Origin of the sequence: Sphingomonas astragali (genome assembly GCF_051400615.1) — a bacterium.
Lineage (GTDB): Bacteria > Pseudomonadota > Alphaproteobacteria > Sphingomonadales > Sphingomonadaceae > Sphingomonas.
Window position 1 is genome coordinate 523,961 of sequence record NZ_JBLFFH010000003.1, and the last position, 14,722, is coordinate 538,682.

At 68.1% G+C, this 14,722-nt stretch carries 14 protein-coding genes and 1 tRNA gene; 2 read left to right on the forward strand and 13 right to left on the reverse strand.

Annotated features, from left to right (window positions below):
• From lptF to rplU, 11 genes are all read right to left on the reverse strand, one after another.
• Complete coding sequence (lptF, locus tag ACMGER_RS17110) at positions 1 to 1,200, reverse strand: LPS export ABC transporter permease LptF (protein WP_436813366.1); 1,200 nt, start codon at positions 1,198 to 1,200, stop codon at positions 1 to 3.
• Between the two features lie 101 nt (positions 1,201 to 1,301).
• Entirely contained in the window at positions 1,302 to 3,278 is a 1,977-nt protein-coding gene (locus ACMGER_RS17115) for an ATP-binding protein (RefSeq protein WP_436813367.1), read from the reverse strand.
• A 102-nt stretch (positions 3,279 to 3,380) separates the two neighbouring features.
• Entirely contained in the window at positions 3,381 to 4,643 is a 1,263-nt protein-coding gene (spt, locus tag ACMGER_RS17120; RefSeq protein ID WP_436813368.1) for a serine palmitoyltransferase, read from the reverse strand.
• 1 nt (position 4,644) lies between these two features.
• On the reverse strand, positions 4,645 to 4,890 hold the full coding sequence (locus ACMGER_RS17125) for an acyl carrier protein (protein WP_436813369.1): 246 nt from the start codon (positions 4,888 to 4,890) through the stop codon (positions 4,645 to 4,647).
• Positions 4,891 to 4,958: 68 nt separating this feature from the next.
• Entirely contained in the window at positions 4,959 to 5,858 is a 900-nt protein-coding gene (locus ACMGER_RS17130) for an NAD-dependent epimerase/dehydratase family protein (protein ID WP_436813370.1), read from the reverse strand.
• A gap of 187 nt (positions 5,859 to 6,045) precedes the next feature.
• Positions 6,046 to 7,155, reverse strand: coding sequence for a glutamate 5-kinase (gene proB / locus ACMGER_RS17135; RefSeq protein WP_436813371.1), 1,110 nt, complete (start codon positions 7,153 to 7,155; stop codon positions 6,046 to 6,048).
• Positions 7,156 to 7,267: 112 nt separating this feature from the next.
• Positions 7,268 to 8,320: a GTPase ObgE gene (gene obgE / locus ACMGER_RS17140; RefSeq protein WP_436813372.1), complete on the reverse strand. Its 1,053-nt coding sequence runs from the start codon at positions 8,318 to 8,320 to the stop codon at positions 7,268 to 7,270.
• Between the two features lie 4 nt (positions 8,321 to 8,324).
• The gene (locus ACMGER_RS17145; RefSeq protein WP_436813373.1) at positions 8,325 to 8,903 is read right to left on the reverse strand and encodes a TetR family transcriptional regulator; all 579 of its coding nucleotides are present in this window, start codon (positions 8,901 to 8,903) and stop codon (positions 8,325 to 8,327) included.
• Between the two features lie 64 nt (positions 8,904 to 8,967).
• Positions 8,968 to 9,522 (reverse strand): GNAT family N-acetyltransferase, encoded by a 555-nt coding sequence (locus ACMGER_RS17150; RefSeq protein WP_436813374.1) that lies wholly within the window; start codon positions 9,520 to 9,522, stop codon positions 8,968 to 8,970.
• Between the two features lie 150 nt (positions 9,523 to 9,672).
• Positions 9,673 to 9,942, reverse strand: a complete 270-nt coding sequence (rpmA, locus tag ACMGER_RS17155; RefSeq protein WP_233786138.1) for a 50S ribosomal protein L27 — start codon at positions 9,940 to 9,942, stop codon at positions 9,673 to 9,675.
• Positions 9,943 to 9,965: 23 nt separating this feature from the next.
• Complete coding sequence (gene rplU / locus ACMGER_RS17160; protein ID WP_436813375.1) at positions 9,966 to 10,346, reverse strand: 50S ribosomal protein L21; 381 nt, start codon at positions 10,344 to 10,346, stop codon at positions 9,966 to 9,968.
• 268 nt (positions 10,347 to 10,614) lie between these two features.
• Here rplU and ACMGER_RS17165 point away from each other — a divergent pair, with 268 nt between their 5' ends.
• On the forward strand, positions 10,615 to 13,206 hold the full coding sequence (locus tag ACMGER_RS17165; protein ID WP_436813376.1) for a TonB-dependent receptor plug domain-containing protein: 2,592 nt from the start codon (positions 10,615 to 10,617) through the stop codon (positions 13,204 to 13,206).
• A gap of 58 nt (positions 13,207 to 13,264) precedes the next feature.
• Here ACMGER_RS17165 and hspQ read toward each other — a convergent pair whose 3' ends face one another.
• Positions 13,265 to 13,645, reverse strand: coding sequence for a heat shock protein HspQ (gene hspQ / locus ACMGER_RS17170; protein WP_436813377.1), 381 nt, complete (start codon positions 13,643 to 13,645; stop codon positions 13,265 to 13,267).
• 134 nt (positions 13,646 to 13,779) lie between these two features.
• Between hspQ and ACMGER_RS17175 the strand changes: the two genes are divergently transcribed.
• Positions 13,780 to 13,869, forward strand: a tRNA-Ser gene (locus ACMGER_RS17175).
• A 72-nt stretch (positions 13,870 to 13,941) separates the two neighbouring features.
• On the opposite strand, the gene ACMGER_RS17180 is transcribed toward ACMGER_RS17175, so the two are convergent.
• Positions 13,942 to 14,712 carry a hypothetical protein gene (locus ACMGER_RS17180; RefSeq protein WP_436813378.1) on the reverse strand — a complete coding sequence of 257 codons (771 nt, stop codon included), beginning with the start codon at positions 14,710 to 14,712 and terminating at the stop codon, positions 13,942 to 13,944.
• Positions 14,713 to 14,722: the final 10 nt, after the last annotated feature.

Sequence of the window (14,722 nt, forward strand, 5' to 3'; positions counted from 1 at the left end):
TCATGCCGCCGCCTCCCGCCGGCGCCGGCCGGGCAGGCGCCGCAGGATCGCCGCCGTGAGCTTGGAGAAGCCGCGCTCGAGCACGCCGATCGGCTGCCCGCCCGGCACATGGGCGACGGTATAATACATCCACAGCACCAGCGCGGCGAAGACAGCGAACGGGCCCCAGAGCGCGAACAGCGGGTCGATCCGCCCGAGCCCGCCCAGGGCTTCGCCATATTCGTTGATCTTGTGGTAGCTGACCAGCATCACGATCGACAGGAACACGCCGAGCGACGAGGTCGAGCGTTTGGGCGGGATGCCGAGCGCGACCGCGAGCAGCGGCAGCAGGAACATCGTCGCGACCTCCGCCAGACGGAAGTGGAAGGCGGCGCGGCTGGTGTCGCGCAGTTCCTCCGGCGCCCGGATATCGGCGCCGATGCGGGCGAGCTCGGGCAGAGTGAGCTCGAGGTTGCGGCCGCCACGGCCGCGGAAGCTGCCGTATTTGGGCAGCGCGATCGGAATGCTGTGGGAGCTGAAGGTCAGCACGCGCGGGACGGGCGAATCGTTCGTGTGCTGGACGAGCGTGCCGTTGGTGAGGCGGAACACGATCGATTCCATGTCCTCGGTGCGCAGGAACTGGCCCTTTTCCGCGGTGACCGCGTAGGAGCTGCCGTCCTTGAGCCGGCTGTAGACGAAGATGCCGGAGAGCTCGCGGCCGCCGTCCTTGCTGTCCTCGATGCGGACGGTGATGTTGTTGGGGAAATTGGTGAACTCGCCGACCTTGATCGAGGCGCCGAGTGCGCCCGAGCGCAGCTCGAACCGTAGCCCCTCATAGGCATAGCGCGCATAGGGTTGGACGAAGCCGACGATCGCGAGGTTCACCAGCGCGAGCGCGATCGCATACATATAGGGCACGCGCAGCAGCCGCGTGTAGCTCATCCCCACCGCGCGCAGCACGTCGAGCTCGGACGTGGTGGCGAGCCGGCGGAAGGCGAGGAGAATGCCCAGCATCAGCCCGATCGGGATGCCGAGCCCGAGATATTCGGGCAGCAGGTTGGCGAGCATCTTCCACACCACGCTCACCGGTCCGCCCTGGGTCGCGACGAAGTCGAACAGGCGCAACATGCGGTCGAGCACCAGCAGCATCGCCGCGATCACCAGCGTCGAGAACAGCGGCACCGCGATCAGCCGCGCGAGATAGCGATCGATCGAGGTCATGCTGGGCGGTGACGGGCTTCCGGGAAACTGGGCTGGAGAGGCTATAGTGGCGCGGTCGTAACGCGCAAAAGGAAAGTTGGGCAGCCGGAGGCAGGAAATGGCTACTCCGCCGCGATCGCGGGCGGCGGGATGGTGCGGCCGGCGGTGGCGGTCTCGATCGCGCGGGCGAGGGCGCTGAGAGTGAAGGGCTTGCGCAGCACCTCATAGTCCCCGAATCCCGCCGCCTCCCGCTCGTCGCCCGCATAGCCGGTGACGTAAAGCACCGCGATGTCGGGAATGGCGGTGGTCAGCTCCGCGACCAGCTCGGGGCCGGTCTTCCCCGGCATCAGCACGTCGGAGATGACGAGGTCGATCGACTCCATTGCGTCGGCGGCGACGCGCGCCGCGGCCGGATCGCCGCACGCGACCGGGCGATGGCCAAGCTCGCGCAGCAGCTCGACGGTGGCGGCGAGCAGGCGTCGGTCGTCCTCGATCACCAGGATGTCGAGCTGCCCGGGCGAGCCCAGCGGCTCCTCGACGGCCGCGGGCGCCACGGCGGAAAGACCTACCTCGGCGGAGATGTCGCGCGGCAGGTAGATCGTCACGGTGGTGCCCTCGCCAGGCGCGGACGCGATCGCCACGTCGCCTTGCGATTGTCGAGCGAAGCCGAACACCTGGCTGAGGCCGAGGCCGGTGCCCTTGCCGATCGGCTTGGTGGTGAAGAAGGGCTCGAACACGCGCTCGAGCACCTCCGGTGCCATGCCGCAGCCGGTGTCGCGGATGCTGATCGCGACATAGTCGCCCACCGCGCATCGCCCCACTTCGTTGTCGGCGAGCGCCGCGGTGCCCGTGGAGATGGTCAGCCGGCCGCGTCCCTCCATCGCGTCGCGCGCGTTGACGGCGAGATTGAGGATCGCATTCTCGAATCCATCCCGATCGACCCAGACGTTCCAGCTCGACGTGAGGCCGCTCGCGTCGATCTGGACGCCGTCGCCGAGCGTGCGGTCGAGCAGGTCGGACATGTCGCGGATCAGCGTCGCCGGATCGACCGAGCGCGGCAGCAGCGGCTCGGCGCGGGCGAAGGCGAGCAGGCGACTGGTGAGCGCGGAGGCGCGGCTGGCGCCCTCCTCGGCGCTGTCGAGGTGGCGGATGACGTCCTTGTCTTTGTCCCCTTCGAGGAAGCGGCGTCGCGCCAGTTCGATCCCGCCGAGAACGACAGCCAGCATGTTGTTGAAATCATGGGCGATGCCGCCGGTGAGCTGGCCGACCGCCTCCAGCTTCTGCATCTGGCGGAGCTTGGCTTCGGCGGCCTCGCGTTCGCGCGCTTCGGCATGGAGCTCGTGCGTCGCGACCTCGACCGCGGCCTCCAGCTCGCCGGCGCGCATCCGTTCGGCCTCCGCCTCGGCGGCGGCGCGGGCGCGTTCCTCCGAGGATTGCATCGCCAGCCAGCCGAAGCCGATCGTCGCAAGCACCAGCAGCACGCCGAACGCCGCGAAGATCTTGGCGGCGAAATTCGACTGCTCGACCTTGACATTGGCCGCGGCGGTGCGCGTGTCGAGCAGCTCGCGCTCGGTAGTGATGAAGCCGTCGAGCAGCGTCTCGATCCGCGCGAGCGCCGGGCTGTTGCGCGCCTCATAATAGAGCGCCAGCGCCTGGGCGTTCTTCTTGTAGCTCGTCGACAGCGCGATCAGCGAGAGCTGGTCGCTGCGCTCGCGATAGGCCTGACGCAGCGCGAACACGCGGCCCTGCTGCGTGGGATTGTCGTTGGTGATGCGGTCAAGCCGGTCGATCTGGGCGCCCGCCTGCACCCATTCGTCGGAAAAGAGCTGGCCGAGCGACTTGTCCCCGCTGATGACGAAGCGGCCCAGCGCCGCCTCCGCCTGCGCCATCCTGCCCGACAGGCTGCGGGTGATGATCATCACCTCATAGCTGTGCGATTGCGCGCGCAGAGCCGCGTCGCGCTCGCGGTTGGCGCCGACCAGTACCACGATCAGTGCGATGAGCACGCCGGCGCTCAGCAGCGCGGCGACCAGCATCATGATCGCCCGCCAGTGCGCGTGGAGCAGGCCCGCGCCCCCGGTTGCGGCCCGTTCGGTCATTCCGCGCCTATCTTACATGGCCCGAAGCGCGGGGCAAAGCGCCGCTTTCGCGCGGTCAGAGCCTGTCTTGAAATGTGCCTGACGGCGCATTTCAACTGGCTCTCAGCCGATGACGCCGACCGCCTGTCCGGCGGCGCGGAACATGCCGAGGATGGTCTCGACCTGGTCCGACGTGTGCTCGGCGCAGAGCGAGCAGCGCAGGAGATAGGTGCCCGCAGGCGTCGCGGGCGGACGCGCCATGTTGACGTAGAGCCCGCCCTCGAGCAGCGCCTGCCACATCCGGACCGCCTGGTCCTGATCGCGCAGGATCACGGCGATGATCGCCGACTGTGGCGTCTCGGTGCCGAGCGTGAAGCCCATTTCCCTGAGGCCGGTGTGGAGCCGGCGGGAATTCTCCCACAGGTGCGCGCGCTTGTTGCCCGCGTACATGAGCTTACGGATCGAGGTCGCCGCAGTCGCGACCACCGACGGCGGCAGCGAGGCGGTGAAGACATAGGGCCGGCAGACGAGCCGCAGTACCTCGAACTTCGGATGGTTGGAGACGCAGAAGCCGCCGACGGTGCCGACCGACTTGGAGAAGGTGCCGACGACGAAGTCGATGTCGCCCTCGCAGCCCAGCTCTTCGTAGACGCCGCGGCCGTTGGGGCCGAAGAAACCCATGCCGTGCGCCTCGTCGCACAGGATCATCGCGCCGTGCTTCCTGGCGACCGCGACCATCTCCGGCAGCGGCGCGATGTCGCCGAGCATCGAATAGACGCCCTCCAGCACCACCAGCTTGCCGGCCTCGGCGGGCAGGCGGCCGAGCCGCTTGTCGAGGTCCTCGACCGAATTGTGGCGGAACCGGACGACCTCGGCATTGCCCATCGCGCAGCCGTCGTAGATCGAGGCATGGCTGTCGGCGTCGAGGATGATGTACTCGCCCTTGCCGGCGAGCGTCGAGATCATGCCGAGGTTGGCCTGGTAGCCGGTCGAGAACACCATGGCGTGCTCGGTGCCGTAGAATTCCTTCAGCGCCTCCTCGACCTCCTTGTGGCCCTGGTAGGTGCCGTTGAGCACGCGGCTGCCGGTGGTGCCTGCACCGAACGCGTCAAGCGCGTCCTTGCCTGCCTGCACCACGTCGGGGTCGAAGGTCATCCCCATGTAGTTGTAGGTCCCGAGCAGGATCGTCTCCTTGCCCTTGATGACAGCGAGGGTGGGGGACTTCACCTCGTCCATCACGATCGCGAAGGGATCGCGCACGCCGCTCGCCAGCAGCGCCTCGCGCTCGGCGATCAGCGGGTCGAACTTGGAGAAGAGATCGCGCTCGGCGGGGACCGCGGGTGGATTCTCGGGCGGCGCGTCGGCGGTGGCGGCGGCTTCGGTCACGTCACGCGTCCTTGAGTTTGGCGACGGCGTCGACGAGCTGACCGACCGTCTCGATCTCGGCCTGCATGTTCATCGTGATGATGATGTCGAACTCGTCCTCGATCGCCGCGACGAAATCCATCACGGTCAGGCTGTCCCACTCGAGGTCGCCCTGGAAGGTGGTGCTCTCGGTCAAGGTGACACCCTTCTTGTTGAAGGGTTCGATCTGCGCCTTGACGGTCTCAAAGATCTGATTGCGGTCGTTCATGGCCGGTCCTTAGTTCGGTGCGGAGTGGCAGGCAAATGGGGCTGAAGCTTGTCGCGCCTGCGGCGGGATCACAGCAGCCCGGCCGCGCGGTAGGTGGCGGCGGTGGCGGCAAGACCCTCGGGCGTGGGCACCTGCGGATACCAGAGCCGCGCGGGCGGACGGCGCGCGGGATCGATCACCCAATCCTGATGGCAGAAATAGGCGACGCGGTCGGGGGTGAGCTTGGCGCGCTTGCCGCGGATCAGCCGGTCGAGCTGCGCCCCGGCCATCAGCATCGGCCGGGGCACGGCGAAGGTTGCGACACGGCGGCCGACGGCATCGCCGATCGCCCGTGCGAACTCTTCGTGGCTCCAACCGCCGGGCTTGCCGTCGTCGGCATCGAAGCTGAGGCGCTCATCGGTGGCGGCGAGCGCGAGGAGCAGGCGGGCGAGGTCGCTCGCCTCGATCACCGACAGCCGTCCGCCCGGTGGCAGCAGCGCAAGGCCGCGTCTGGCGAGCCGGAACAGCTCGAGCATCTCCATGTCGCCGGGCCCGTAGATCGCGGGCGGGCAGACCACGCTCCAGGATAGCGGCGAGGCGGTGACCAGCTTCTCGGCCTCGGCCTTGGACCAGCCGTAGACCGAAAGCTGGGGTTCACGCGCGGCGAGCGAGGAGACGTGGACGAAACGGCGGACGCCCGCGTTCTCCGCGGCGGCGAGCATCTTGCGCGTGCCCTCGATGTTGCCTCTGACGAAGCCCTTGCGGTCGGGTGCGTTGACCACACCGGCGACGTGGATCACCGCATCGGCGCTTTCGGCGAGGTGGCCGAGCGCAGCATCGTCGTCGAGCGTGCCTTCGATCCAAGCGATGCCTGTGCGTTCGGCTTGCGGCCGGCGGGTGAGGGCACGGACCTCATGGCCGCCATCGATCGCGAGATGCAGCAGATGACCGCCGACGAAGCCGGTGCCTCCGGTGACCGCGAGTTTCATCTAAAGCCCCTCCCCTTCAGGGGAGGGGTTGGGGTGGGGGAGTGCCGCAAGCCAGCTCGCCCGAGGATAGTCCCCACCCCAGCCCGGTGTCAGGTCGGTCAGGCCCCCGGCCTGACCTGAACCGCGCGGGGCGCGGTTCACCTGACACTCCTGAAGGGGAGGGGCTTACCTCCTGAAGCTGCCATACTCACACCAGCGCCATGTTACTGCGATGGACCAGAGCCGAGCGCGCCGCATAGCCCAGGATCGCGGCATGTTCGTCGCTGCGCTTGCCGGCGATGCGGGCGGCGTCGGCGGCGTCATATTCGGCGAGGCCCCGCGCGATGGTCCCGTCCGGCCCGGCGATGGTGACGAGATCACCCCGCGCGAATCGCCCCTCGATCCGCGTCGCGCCGGCGGCGAGCAGGCTGCGGCCCTGCCCGAGTGCCTTGGCCGCGCCGGCATCGACATGGATCGCGCCCTTGGCGGTGAGCCCGCCGGCGAGCCATGCCTTGCGCGCCGGCGCCGCCTTCTCGGCCAGGAACACGGTGCAGCGCCCGCCGTCCAGTGCATCGAGCGGCCGCTCCGCCTGACCCGAGACGATCGCGAGATGCGCACCCGCGGCGGTGGCGATGCGTGCTGCCTGTATCTTCGACGCCATGCCGCCGGAACCCATGCCCGACGTTGAACCCGTACCTGCCATCGCGACAATGCGCCGGTCGATGCGCTCGACCAAGGGGATGTGCACCGCGCCGGGCGCGCCCGGGTCGCGGTCGTAGAGGCCGTCGACGTCGGACAGCAGCACCACGCCGCTCGCCCCCGCCGCCGCGCCGGCGCGCGCGGCGAGACGGTCGTTGTCGCCGAACCGGATCTCCTCGGTCGCGACGCTGTCGTTCTCGTTGATCACCGGCACGACGCCGAGCTTCAGCAGCCGGCCCAGCGTCGCGGCGACGTTGAGATAGCGACGGCGATCCTCGAGGTCGTCGAGCGTCACCAGCATCTGCGCGGCGGTGAGTCCATGTGCGCCGAGCGCTTCCGCCCAGGCAGAGGAGAGCGCGATCTGCCCGGTCGCGGCGGCGGCCTGCGCGTCCTCCAGGCTGGCGCGGCCGCCCTTGACCAGCTTGAGCCGTCGTGCCCCGAGCGCGATCGCGCCCGAGGAGACGATCGCGACTTGTTGTCCGGCGGCGGTGCGCTCGGCGATCGCGGCGGCGATGCCGGCCAGCCATGCGCTGCGGATCGCACCGGACGGATCGACGAGCAGCGCCGACCCGATCTTGACGATCAGGCGCGGACAGGCGGCGGGAGAGAAGGCGCTCATCTCCCTCTCCCCGCTTGCGGGGAGAGGGTCGGGGAGAGGGGCAGTGCCTCAGGCGTAGCGGCTTGGGACCAAGCCCCTCTCCCAACCCTCTCTCCTGAAGGGGAGAGGTCCTTTAAACCGGCGACCATTCCACCGCGTCCTCGCCTTCGTCCTGCTCGGGCACCGGGCTGGGCTCGCCCGGTCCGATCGCCTCGATCAGCCGGTCGAGCACCGCCTCGACGCCCGCGCCGGTCGCGCCCGAGATCGGCAGCACCTCTGCGCCACTCGCCTCGGCCAGCTCGGCGGACAGTGCTTCGGTCAGCTCCTCGTCGAGCAGGTCGCATTTGTTGAGCGCGATCACCTCGGGCTTGCCCGTCAGGTCGGCGCCATAGGCTTCGAGCTCCTGACGGACCACGCGATAGGCATCCACAGGGTTATCCCCATGGGCATCCACAAGGTGGAGCAGCACCCGGCAGCGCTCGATATGCCCCAGGAATCGGTCGCCGATCCCGGCGCCCTCGGCCGCGCCCTCGATCAGGCCGGGGATGTCGGCGAGCACGAACTCGCGCCCCTTGTGCGTCACCACGCCGAGCTGGGGCCGCGTAGTAGTGAAGGCATATTCGCCGACCTTGGCCTTGGCGTTGGACACCGCGTTGATGAAGGTCGACTTGCCCGCATTGGGCAGGCCGAGCAGCCCCGCGTCGGCGAGCAGCTTGAGCCGCAGCCACACCCAGGCCTCCTCGCCAGGCCAGCCGGTGCCGTGCTGGCGCGGGGCGCGGTTGGTCGAGCTCTTGTAGCTCATGTTGCCGCGACCGCCGTCCCCCCCTTTCAGGAACACCTCGCGCTGGCCGATCCGGGTCATGTCGAGCAGCAGCGTGCGCTCCTCGTCGTCGGCCAGGATCTGCGTGCCGACCGGCACCTTGATCACCAGATCCTTGCCGCCCGCGCCGGTCCGGTTGGCGCCGGCGCCGCCCTTGCCGCGCGGGGCGCGGAAATGCTGGGTGTAGCGGAAGTCGATCAGCGTGTTGAGACCGGCCACCGCCTCGAACACGATGTCGCCGCCCTTGCCGCCGTCGCCGCCGTCGGGACCGCCGTACTCGATGAACTTCTCGCGCCGGAAGCTGACCGCGCCGGGGCCGCCTGCGCCCGAGCGGACATAGATCTTGGCCTGATCGAGGAAATGCATTCGCTCAGTCCTGGTGGTCGTGCATGAGCGCGGCGCGCGCGATCTCGCGGGCGCGCTCGCGGGGAAGGCCGAGCGCGCGCGCCATCGGGCCGCCGAGCAGCGCATCGCCCAGCGCCATCAGCACGAGCTGGAGCGTCTCGTCCTGGATCGGCCGTTCCTCCTTGGAATGATCCTGCGAAAGCTCCTCGACCAGGTCGTGGATCGCAGTCAGGATCGGATCGAGGGCGTCCTCGTTGCCCGACAGGATCATCCAGCTCGCCAGCGCGCCGCCGCCGCCCCGGCCGAAGGCGTCGAAGGCGAGATCGACCACCTCGCGTGGATTATGGTCGCCCTCCCGGGCGCGGAACACCGCCTCGCGGATGGTGGTGGTGATGAAATCCGCCATCCGCTCGATCAGCGCGCGCTGCAGTCCCGCCGCCGAGCCGAAATGGTGGAGGAGATTGGCGTGCGTGCGCCCGATCCGCGCCGCGACGGCCTTCAGCGTCACCGCCTGCGGCCCCTGCTCGACCAGCAAGGCGCGCGCGGCGTCGAGCGCGGCATCGCGCGATTCTTCGGGAGAGAGGCGTTTGCGGGCGGCGAGCATTGGAGGTCTGTAGAGCCAAGTCGTTGTAAAAGAAAACTCCCTCTCCCCTTCAGGGGAAAGGGCTTTATGCCGCCATGCACATCGCCGGTCGCTCGTCCTCGGCGGCGAGGTCGAGCGTGTAGGTCGCGCACGGCACGCGACGCCCGCGCGCGCGGCACTCGCGCCGCTCGATCCGCCCGGTCGGCCGGAAGCCGAGCTTGCGCAGCACCCGGCCCGAGGCGGGGTTGTCGACGAAATGGCCGGAGACGAGATGCCGCACGCCGAGGCCGTAGCGCGCGATCCCGAGCATCGCCTTGCCCGCCTCGGTCGCATAGCCGCGCCCCCAGGCGTCGGGCGTCAGCCAATAGCCGATCTCGTGCGCGCCCTCGCCGGCGGGGTGCAGGCCGATGGCACCGACAAGCCGCGGCTGCTCGCCGCCTTCATGGGCGAGGATGAGGCAGAAGACGTCGTCCGGGCCGCGCTCCATCGTCAGCCACGCCGCGGCATCCACCTCGGTATAGGGCCACGGCAGGCGCGACAGCTTCGTCGCCACGCTCTCGTGCGCGACCGCGCGGGCGAGGGCAGGGGCGTCCTCCGCCCAGCCGGGCCGCAGCGTCAGTCTTGGTGTCCTCGCGAACATCGGCACTCTCCTCGTCTTCGTCGCACGCCCGCGGCGGGCGACCGGTGGGAGGGAGCAAGAAAAAAGGGAGCCGGGGCGACCCGTCTCCCTTGTGCTGGTTCCGATGTCGGAACCCGGGTCGCCCTGGTGGGCAACCCGGATGGTTGCCCGTTATTCGGCCGCGGCCGGAATCATCTCGACGGTGCAGAACTTGCGGCCAAGCTTGCCGTCCTTGAACGCGACGCGGCCGTCGACGAGCGCGAAGAGGGTATGGTCCTTGCCCATGCCCACGTTCGTGCCCGGATAATATTTGGTGCCGCGCTGGCGCACGATGATGTTGCCGGCGACGACAGCCTCGCCACCGAACTTCTTCACGCCGAGACGGCGGCCGGCCGAATCACGACCGTTGCGCGAAGAGCCGCCTGCTTTCTTATGTGCCATTGCCTATACTCTCGCTTGATCTCTTAAGCCTGCGCCGCAGCCGCGTCGTCCGCGGCCGGGGCCTCTTCCGCCTTCTTCTTCGGTGCGGCCTTCGCCTTCTTCTCGGCGGCGCCGATCGACACGATCTTCAGGATCGTGTGCTGCTGGCGGTGGCCGGCCTTGCGGCGATAGTTGTGGCGGCGGCGCTTCTTGAAGATCACCACCTTCTCGCCCTTCGCCTGGGCGACGATCTCGGCCGCGACGGTAAGGCCGTCGGTCGGCTGCAGCTCCGAGCCCTCGCCTGCGAGCAGCACGTCGCCGAGCGTCACCGACGCGCCGGCCTCGCCGTCGATCTTCTCGACGACGATCTTGTCTCCAGCGGCAACGCGATACTGCTTGCCGCCCGTGCGCACGACTGCGAACATGGGCTTTCTCGAACTCTTCTCAAAATGCGTGGCCCCGCACCGGAACACCGGCACGGGAGGAACGGCGCAGCTAATCGAGAGCGGCGCTTCTGTCAACCGTCGCGCGGCGATTTGGCGTCGGCAACGGCGTGTTGCCGCGTTGCAACAACGATAGGCTTTCTACTGGACGGCGAAAGATGACGATCTTGTGACATGACCCGTCGCGGCTCAGGTTGATCGTGACAGGGGGCGGCACGGCTCCCGTCGATCGAACAGGGAGTTCCGAGCCATGCGTCATCCCCTCGTCGCGATTCTGTCGGTCGGCGTCTCCGCCATCGCGCTCGCCGCCGGCCCCGCCTTCGCCCAGGAGGCCCCACCGCCCAGCGACGATCCGGCCGATACCATCGTCGTCACCGGTACCCGCATCGGCGGCCGCACCGTCGCCGACAGCCCGGTGCCGATCGACGTGATCGGCGGCGACCAGCTTACGAACTCGGGCTATACCGAGACCAACAAGGTCCTCAACCAGCTCGTCCCGTCGTTCAACTTCCCGCAGCCGTCGCTCACCGACGGCACCGATTCGCTCAGGCCCGCGACGCTGCGCGGTCTCGCGCCCGACCAGACGCTGGTGCTGATCAACGGCAAGCGGCGCCACCAGTCGGCGCTCATCAATCTCAACGGCTCGGTGGGGCGCGGTTCGACCTCGGTCGACCTCAACGAGATCCCGCCGATCGCGATCGACCGCATCGAGGTGCTGCGCGACGGCGCCTCCTCGCAATATGGCTCGGACGCGATCGCCGGTGTGATCAACATCCAGCTCTCGCGCAAGGAGGGCGTCAGCGGCTCCGTCACCTGGGGCAAGTACGTCACGACGATGGATGACGTCTACGACGTCCGCGGCGTCGTGACCGGTCCCGCCGGCTTGCCGGCGGTGGCCGCTCCCGGCGCCAATCCGCAGGGCGACATCCTCCAGCTCGATTACGGAGACGAGCGTACCCGTCACGACGGAGAGACACTGACGCTCGCCACGCGCCTCGGCCTGCCGATCGGTGAGAGCGGCTACTTCACCTTCTCCGCCCAGTTCCGCGACCGCGATCCCACCAACCGCTCGGGCGCCGATCCGCGTCGGCAGTATTTCGATGTCGGCGACGCACGCGAGCTGACCTTCGACCGGTTCAACCACCAATATGGCGACGGCAAGGCGACCGACTATAACCTCTTCGTCAACGCGGGGGCGGACCTCGGCGCCGGTTGGGAGCTCTACGGCTTCGGCAGCTACGGCATCCGCGATGCCTCGGGCGCGGGATTCTTCCGCCGATCGAACGATTCGCGCAATCGCGATTTCGCCGCCTCGACCAGCACGTTCGTCCCCTTCTATCCCGACGGCTACCTGCCGTTCATCGAAAGCGAGATCGAGGACGTCTCCGGCGCGGTCGGCGTCAAGGGCGAGTTCGCGCAAGGATGGAACGCCGACCTGTCGATCGTCTATGGCTCCAACGAGCTCAATTATGGCGTCAGCAACAGCTGGAACGCGTCGCTCGGCGGCGTCGCCAGCCCGCGCAAGTTCGACGCGGGCGGGCTCGCCTTCGGCCAGACCACCGCGAACCTCGACGTCACCCATGACCTCGCCGTCGATTTCGTCAAGCGCCTGGGAATCGCCTTCGGCGCCGAGTGGCGCAACGAGAACTTCAAGATCACCGCCGGCGACGTGAACAGCTACATCAACGGCCCCTATTCGGCGGCGCCCTACAACGCCGCGGGCGGGGCGCAGGTGTTCCCCGGCTTCCGCCCGAACAACGAGGTCGACGTCTCGCGCGACAGCTTCGCCGGCTATGTCGAGCTCGATACCGACGTCAGCGACGCCTTCACCGTCCAGCTCGCCGGCCGCTACGAGCATTTCTCGGACTTCGGCGACACGGTGAACGGCAAGGCGGCCGCCCGCTTCGAGCCCATCAAGGGGTTCGCGATCCGCGGGTCGATCTCGACCGGCTTCCGCGCGCCGAGCCTAGCACAGCAATATTTCACCACCACCTCGACCAACCTGACCGGCGGTCAGCTGATCGAGGTTGGAACCTTCCCGGCGACCAGCCCGGTCGGCCTAGCGCTCGGCGGCAGGCAGCTCAAGGCGGAAAAGGCGCTCAACCTTGCCGGCGGCATCGCGCTCAATCCGGTGCGCGGGCTCAGCATCACTGCCGACTATTACAACATCAAGATCGACGACCGGGTGACGCTGACGGAGAACCTCACCGGCGCGGCGGTGGTCGCGCTGCTCACTGGGGCGGGGATCACCAACGTCACCTCGGCGCGGTTCTTCGTGAACGGTGTCGATACGCGCACGCAAGGCGTCGACATCGTCGGCACCTATCGTCTGCCGGAGTTCGGCGCGGGCAAGTTCGTGCTGACTGCCGGCTATAATTACAACAAGACCAGGATCACCGACCGCGCCGAATTGCCGTCGCTGCCGGGCATCGTGCTGTTCGGCCGCACCGAGAGCTATCGCCTGACCGACGGCCAGCCCAAGACCAAGCTCAACCTTGCGCTCGACTGGGATCTGGGACCGGTCGGCGCGACGCTGCGCACCAACCGCTATGGCGAGGTGTTCTCGCCCGGCACCGGCGGTGCGATCGATGCGCCCAAGGGCAGCGTCGCGGGAGATTACACGCTGTCGCCGAAATGGGTCACCGACGTCGAGGTGCGGGTGCGCCCGCTCGATGGGATCGAGCTGGCGGTGGGTGCGGACAATGTGTTCGACGTCTATCCGGACCGCGTGCCGCTGGTCGCGCCGTTCACGCCCAACAGCTATTATCTGCCCTATTCGAGCTTCTCGCCGTTCGGCTTCAACGGCCGCTTCCTGTACGGCCGCGCCGCATTCAATTTCTGAGGCGACGGGAAACCCGCCTCAGACGGAAAAGGGGGCCTCGCGCCCCCTTCTGGCGTCCTCAATGCCGGTGCTCGCGCCTCAGCCGGTAGCGGCCGTCGACCAACCGGTCGAACAGTCCGCTGATCGCCGGATGGTCGATCGGCTCATCGCTGTCGTCGGGAACCAGGTTCTGCTGGCTCACATAGGCGATGTAGCTCGACTCCGCATTTTCGGCGAGCAGGTGGTAGAAGGGCTGGTCCTTGCGCGGGCGGATGTCCTCGGGGATCGCCTCATACCATTCCTCGCTGTTGGCGAAGACGGGATCGACGTCGAAGATCACCCCGCGGAAGTCGAACATGCGGTGGCGCACCACTTCGCCGATCGCGAAACGCGCGCTCGCTACCGGCGGCATCGGTACGCCGGGTTCGAAGGCCTCAGTGCGGGTGGGAAGGTGAGTCATGACGGTAATCTAATGCGCTTTCGCCCCTGCACAAGCGAGCGCTTGCGGCCGCCGATGTTCTCCGCTAATCGCCCCGGCTCCAACGACCGGCGGCGGCTCCTCAACAAGCCGCCGTGGTGCGCCCGATCTCGTGCGGAGAGGTGCCGGAGTGGTCGATCGGGGCGGTCTCGAAAACCGTTGTGCGGGTAACCGTACCGAGGGTTCGAATCCCTCCCTCTCCGCCACACCGCCGTATCCTGCCCATAAGCCGCAGCAGCTACGCCAGCGTAGTAAATGCGACGGCACAGGGCGGTGGACTAGCGGACGAAGAATGCGACACGAGATACACCCGCATTGTTGCTCGGCCCCATCCATGCGCGGATCTCGACTTCGTGCAGTCCGGGCCTTTCCGTTTGAATTGACGCGCCGAACATTGAGGTCGCCGCGTCGAAATCCAGCGTGAGCCTGCGCGGCGGCGCACCGTCCACCTCGACGAAGGCTTCGACACCGGTATCGCTGACGCGCCAGGGGCCATCCGGCGAAATCGGGCAGCCGCACAGCATCGTCACGCTCACGCGCAGCGGAACGACCGTACCGGCCGTCACCGATTGGTAAGCGGCCGGCGTTGTCACATCGACGATTAAGCCGGGCAGCTCCAGCAGCCACCCGTCCTTGGCGGTAAGATTGCGGCCAGGTAGGATCCATTGTGTGCTCGTCGCGGTTGTCGCTGCCTGTGGTTGGCTCAGCGGACCGGTAACGCTTGCGGTGACCCGTTGCGGGCGGTCGAGGTCGAGCGTGGCGCGAAAGACCGCGGAGTCGGGTGTCGAGAGCCTGCCGCCGCTGTCGTCGCCCCTGCTCAGGATGCGCTGCGTGTCGCCGGTGGTGCCCGAGGTCAGGCCCTGGGCGAGCACCTCGCCGGTGTCAGCGTCGGTCAGGATGACGCGTACCGGCGCCTGATAGCCGCCAAGGAATTTGGCGCCCCGAGCAAGGACACGCACCTCTATCTCGGTCGGATCGGCCAGCGCGGGACTTGCGCCGCCTACCAGTAGAAACGCAACACCCATCCAGCTGACAAATCGGAAGCACATCGATGATCCT

Excerpts from the sequence above, each read along its gene's own strand:
- lptF (WP_436813366.1), bottom strand. The coding sequence starts at position 1,200 with ATGACCTCGATCGATCGCTATCTCGCGCGGCTGATCGCGGTGCCGCTG.
- ACMGER_RS17115 (WP_436813367.1), bottom strand. The coding sequence starts at position 3,278 with ATGACCGAACGGGCCGCAACCGGGGGCGCGGGCCTGCTCCACGCGCAC.
- ACMGER_RS17125 (WP_436813369.1), bottom strand. The coding sequence starts at position 4,890 with ATGAACGACCGCAATCAGATCTTTGAGACCGTCAAGGCGCAGATCGAA.
- ACMGER_RS17130 (WP_436813370.1), bottom strand. The coding sequence starts at position 5,858 with ATGAAACTCGCGGTCACCGGAGGCACCGGCTTCGTCGGCGGTCATCTG.
- proB (WP_436813371.1), bottom strand. The coding sequence starts at position 7,155 with ATGAGCGCCTTCTCTCCCGCCGCCTGTCCGCGCCTGATCGTCAAGATC.
- obgE (WP_436813372.1), bottom strand. The coding sequence starts at position 8,320 with ATGCATTTCCTCGATCAGGCCAAGATCTATGTCCGCTCGGGCGCAGGC.
- ACMGER_RS17145 (WP_436813373.1), bottom strand. The coding sequence starts at position 8,903 with ATGCTCGCCGCCCGCAAACGCCTCTCTCCCGAAGAATCGCGCGATGCC.
- ACMGER_RS17150 (WP_436813374.1), bottom strand. The coding sequence starts at position 9,522 with ATGTTCGCGAGGACACCAAGACTGACGCTGCGGCCCGGCTGGGCGGAG.
- rpmA (WP_233786138.1), bottom strand. The coding sequence starts at position 9,942 with ATGGCACATAAGAAAGCAGGCGGCTCTTCGCGCAACGGTCGTGATTCG.
- rplU (WP_436813375.1), bottom strand. The coding sequence starts at position 10,346 with ATGTTCGCAGTCGTGCGCACGGGCGGCAAGCAGTATCGCGTTGCCGCT.
- ACMGER_RS17165 (WP_436813376.1), top strand. The coding sequence starts at position 10,615 with ATGCGTCATCCCCTCGTCGCGATTCTGTCGGTCGGCGTCTCCGCCATC.
- hspQ (WP_436813377.1), bottom strand. The coding sequence starts at position 13,645 with ATGACTCACCTTCCCACCCGCACTGAGGCCTTCGAACCCGGCGTACCG.
- ACMGER_RS17180 (WP_436813378.1), bottom strand. The coding sequence starts at position 14,712 with ATGTGCTTCCGATTTGTCAGCTGGATGGGTGTTGCGTTTCTACTGGTA.